This is a genomic window from Abyssibacter sp., from assembly GCF_964229365.1.
In the GTDB taxonomy this organism is placed as follows: domain Bacteria; phylum Pseudomonadota; class Gammaproteobacteria; order Nevskiales; family OUC007; genus Abyssibacter.
On the sequence record NZ_CAXRDQ010000052.1, the window covers coordinates 1 to 5,123 of the forward strand.

2 protein-coding genes and 1 pseudogene are annotated in these 5,123 nt (G+C 61.5%); 1 reads left to right on the plus strand and 2 read right to left on the minus strand.

Annotated elements, in window-relative coordinates; translation table 11 throughout:
* Nucleotides 1-141, plus strand: a pseudogene (locus ACE1EY_RS08745) (ISL3 family transposase); the annotation flags it as partial.
* Between the two features lie 128 nt (nt 142-269).
* On the opposite strand, the gene ACE1EY_RS08750 reads toward ACE1EY_RS08745, so the two are convergent.
* Together ACE1EY_RS08750 and ACE1EY_RS08755 are read right to left on the minus strand one after the other, a co-directional pair.
* Nucleotides 270-1,841, minus strand: a complete 1,572-nt coding sequence (locus ACE1EY_RS08750; RefSeq protein WP_370299973.1) for an efflux transporter outer membrane subunit — start codon at nt 1,839-1,841, stop codon at nt 270-272.
* A 22-nt stretch (nt 1,842-1,863) separates the two neighbouring features.
* Nucleotides 1,864-5,031: an efflux RND transporter permease subunit gene (locus tag ACE1EY_RS08755; protein ID WP_370299974.1), complete on the minus strand. Its 3,168-nt coding sequence runs from the start codon at nt 5,029-5,031 to the stop codon at nt 1,864-1,866.
* Between the last annotated feature and the right edge of the window lie 92 nt (nt 5,032-5,123).

Here is a 5,123-nt window from a genome sequence, read left to right on the forward strand (position 1 = left end):
GCACGAATGCTCTACACCACGAAGCACAAGAAGAAGGCACCGACTGCGAAGGTCTCTCCTTTCTACAAGAAAACCATCGGTTACGGACTGCCGGACTTCGCAGAGGAACTCAACTACGGAGTCGATCTATCAACCATCTGATAATGGTATCAGGTTGGTGGGGTAAAGGTGCCCCATCAACCATTAAATCCGTATACCCGCGAAATGTAGTTCTTCGGCGACAGCGAGAAAGCAGCGTAAGTGTCGAATCTCCATTTCGCCTCCTGTTGTCAGTACAAAGGCCGTTTGAGAGTCGCAGCGTTGTAGCCGCTCATCTCACCGAGTTCATCCAGTTCAGGCCTGTCGCCGCTTTTGTGGCGCTGCGCGACTGCCTCGCCCTGCGGTCCGGGCAAGGCGTGTGACCAGCCGCCGGCCAGCGTCTTGTAGACCGCCACCAACGCCGTCGCCCTGCGGGTGGCGCTTTGTGCCAGCAAGTCTTCGGACTCCAAGCGTGAACGTTCGGCCTCCAGCACATCCAAAACATGGATGGCGCCGCCCTCAAATTGCAGGCGAGCCGTCTTGGCTGCCCGACGGCTGGCCTCGGTCGCCTGTACCAGCATGGCGTACTCGGTCTGCGCGCGCGATAGGCGTACCAGCGCGTTCTCGGTTTCTTCCATGGCGCGCAGCACCGTGCGCTCGTATACCGCCAAGTTTTCGGCAGTGGCTGAATTGGCCGCCGCGATGCGCGACCGCACCCGGCCCACGTCTAGGAAGGAACCACCCACACCGAGCGAGATCATTCGCGTTTCACTATCACGCTCGAACAACGAACCAAAGCCCAACGCCTGCGTGCCGATCAGCCCTCCCAACGTAAAGCGAGGGAACAGGTCTGCCATGGCTACGCCGATACGCGCAGTGGCCGCAGCCAGCCTACGTTCTGCCGCAGCCACATCGGGACGGCGACGCAGTAGATCGCCCGGTGCACCGGCGTTGATCTGGGCGGGCAGCTCAGGCAAGGCTGCGGGGTGATCCAGCACTTCGGCCATCGCCGCAGGCGTGCGGCCAGTGAGCACGGCAATGCGGTGGGCGGCCACAGCAGCCTCAGCTTCAAGCGGCGGAATGCGCGAGCGTGTCAGCGCCAATTGCGTGCGGGCGCGGTCGGCATCGAACGACGTGCCCCGGCCGTTCTCGAACAAGACCTCGATCAGCCGCAGCGTTTCGGCTTGGTTGATTTCGTTGTCCCGCGCGACCTGTAATTGCACTTGCAAGCCGCGCAAGCGGAAATAGGCGTCGGTCAACTCGGCCACCATAGCCACTTGTACGCCCGCCAGGTCGGCTGCGCTGGCCTCGGTCTCGGCGCGCTGCGATTCCACGCTGCGCCGCACTCGGCCAAAGAAGTCCAATTCCCAGATCACGGATAGGCTAGCCGAATGCAGATCGTTATCCCGGTCGGAGCGGGACGCATCCGGTGCTTGTGCAGCACTGGCGCGCTGGGTACTGATTTCACCGGACGCGCCCAGCGTCGGATAGTAGTCTTGGCGACGTTCGCGCGACAGTGCGCTGGCTTGCTCGTAGCGCGACAGTGCTATGCGGATGTCGTGATTGGCGTGAAGAGCATTCTCCACCAAAGAGTGCAGCACCGGGTCATCCAGTTCCCGCCAGAATTGCGCATCGGCCTCCGGTACAAGCTGGGACACGGCAACGGGGTCTTGGCGGGCATACGTCACTGCCTGGGGCGCGGCAGGTGCCTTGTAATTCGGCCCTACTGCGCAAGCTGCCAGCGTCAACGCCACCAAAGGGAGCAGTACCAGATGTGGCATCCGACGTAGGCATGGTCGGATGCGGGATGGCGTTTGAAGCATGACGGAATCAGTCCTTGTGGAGTCAGTCATGGGTGGCCTCCATGGCGACATTTGCCTGGCGACGTGGCTTGCGCGTCGCGAGCCTGCGTAACGCGACGTAGAAAACAGGAGTCAGGAATAAACCGAACAAGGTCACGCCGAGCATGCCGGCGAACACAGTCATTCCCATAACCTGGCGAATCTCCGCGCCTGCGCCGGAACCGACCATCAGCGGCACCACGCCAGCGATGAAGGCGATGGAAGTCATGATGATCGGGCGCAGACGAAGGCGTGATGCCTCCAGCGCGGCATCGAGGATGCTGTGCCCCTTGCGCTCAAGTTCACGGGCGAACTCCACGATCAGAATGGCATTCTTGGAGGCCAGACCAATCAGCACTATCAAGCCAATCTGCACGAAAATGTTGCTGTCACCACCCGCGAGCCACACGCCCGTCATGGCCGACAACAGGCTCATGGGCACGATCAGGATGACGGCCAGCGGCAACGTCCAGCTTTCGTACAGTGCCGCCAGCACCAGGAAGACCAACAGTACCGCCAGCGGGAACACCACCAGCGCGGTATTGCTTTGCGTGACCTGCTGGTAGCTGAGGTCGGTCCACTCCAGTTGCATGCCTGGCGGCAGCACCTTGTCTGCAATGGATTGCACTTGCTGCAATGCCTGCGATGACGACACCAGACGCGGATCTGACTCACCAATCAGGTCGGCAGATGGATAGCCGTTGAAGCGGATGACGGGATCGGGGCCGAATGTCTTGCGCACGTCCACCATGCTGCCGATGGGCACCATGTCGCCATTGGCGTTGCGGGTGCGCAGTTTGACCACGTCCTCGACAGAACTGCGGAACGGTGCGTCCGCCTGAGCCATCACCCGGAAGGTGCGGCCAAAGCGCGTGAAGTCGTTGACATACGCCGAACCCAGGTACACTTGCAGCGTATCGAAAAGATCGGTCACGGCCACGCCCTGTGCCTTCGCCTTGGTGCGGTCCACTACGGCGTCAAGCTGCGGCACATTGGCCTGATAGGAACTGATCGGATATTGGAATCCCGGTTCTTGCGAGATGGCCGTCGCCAGCTCGGTGGTCGCCGTCTGCAATGCGGCATAGCCCTCACGGTTGCGATCCTGCACGTAAAGAGAGAACCCGGAACCCGCGCCCAGCCCCATGACAGGGGGCGGCATGATGGCAAAGGCCAGACCGTCCTGCTCCTGAGCGAAGCGCTCGTTCAACTGTTCCGCAATCTCGGTTGCAGTGTGCTTGCGCTCATTGATGGGCTTGAGTATGAAATACACTAGGCCGCTATTGGACGTGTTGGTCGACTGCAAGCCGTTCATGCCCGGGAACTGCACGGCGTTGTAGACGCCATCGGTCTTGAGCGCGATGTCGCTCACACGGCGGACCAGCGCTTCCGTGCGCTCCAGGGATGCACCCTCGGGTAGCTGGATGACACCGATGAGATACAGCTTGTCCTGCATGGGGATGAATCCGCCAGGGACGGCCTTGAACACAGCTCCCGTCGCCACCAGTAGCGCGATGTAGACGAGAAACACCGCACCACGCCGCCCGAGGATGCGCGACACGCTGTTTCCATAGCCATCCGCGCTGCGCAGGAAGAAACGGTTGAACGGCCGGAATATCCAGCCCAGACTGCGATCCAGCACCCGCGTGGGCAGGTCTGGCGCGGCACCATGCGGGCGAAGCAGGCGCGCGGCCAGCGCAGGCGACAGCGTCAGCGAGTTGATGGCCGAAATTACCGTGGAGATCGCAATGGTGACGGCGAACTGTTTGTAGAACTGCCCTGTCACGCCGGACAGGAATGCCATAGGCACGAATACCGAGCACAGCACCAGCGAGATGGCGACGATGGGGCCACTGACTTCGCGCATGGCCTGATGGGCCGCAGCCAGCGGCGCCAGCCCTTCGGCGATGTTGCGCTCGACGTTTTCCACCACCACGATCGCGTCGTCCACCACGATCCCGATGGCAAGCACGAGTCCAAAAAGCGTGAGCGTATTGATGGAAAAGCCCAGCATCAGCAGCACGGCGAAGGTGCCTACCACCGACACCGGCACGGCTAGCAGTGGGATGATGGAGGCACGCCAAGTCTGAAGGAACAAGATCACCACCAGCACCACCAGTCCGATGGCTTCCAGCAGAGTGTTGACGACCGCCTTGATCGACTGACGCACGAAGACAGTTGAGTCATACTCCACCGACCATTCCACTCCCTCGGGAAAGCGCTTGGCCAACTCGTCCATCTTCGCGCGGACTTGATCCGAGATTTCGATGGCATTGGCGCCCGGGGCTTCAAGGACAGAGATCGCGACAGCAGGCTTGTTGTTGAGCAACGACATCAGCGAGTAGCTGGATGCGTCCATTTCCACGCGCGCCACATCTCGCAGCCGGGTGACCTGACCCTGCGATCCGGTCTTGACGATGACGTCGCCGAACTCTTCTTCCGTCACCAGCCGGCCCTGCGCATTGATGGACAGGAGGAAGTCGCTTCCCGAGGGGTTGGGCGGCGCACCTAGTTGACCGGCCGAGACCTGGACGTTCTGTTCGCGCACGGCTTCGACCACATCGCCGGCGGTCATACCCAGCGCCGCAATTTTGTCGGGGTCCAGCCATAAGCGCATGGCGTAGTCGCCAGAGCCGTAGATCTTGGCATCGCCCACCCCCTGGATGCGTGCCAACTCGTCGCGTACATGGAGCACGGCATAGTTGCGCAGGTACAGCGCGTCATAGCGATCGCCCGGCGAGCGCAACTGCACGACCAGCGTTTCGTTGTGGGACTGTTTGACGGTCACCACACCTTGCTGGCGCACCGCTTCGGGAAGACGCGGCTCTGCCTGGGCGACACGGTTCTGTACCTTGACCTGGGCGTCGTCGGGATCGGTGCCAGGACGGAAGGTGACGGTCAGCACCAACACGCCATCACTACCGGCCACGGACTTCATGTAGAGCATGTTTTCCACGCCGGTGATGGATGCCTCCAGTGGTGCGGCTACCGTGTCGGCGATTTCGCGCGGATTTGCGCCAGGATACGTGGCGCGAACCTGTACGGTGGGTGGCACGACTTCCGGGTACTCGCTGACGGGCAAGAGCGGGATCGCGATCAACCCAACCACGAAAATGATGATGGACAGCACGGCCGCAAAAATCGGCCTGTCCACGAAAAAGCGGGCAAAGTTCATGATGGCTGGCTCTCCGCGCTCATTCGCTCGCCTGGGCGATTTGTCGGCCTGCAGGCGCCATTTCAATGTCCTGGGCCGTCACTGGCATGACG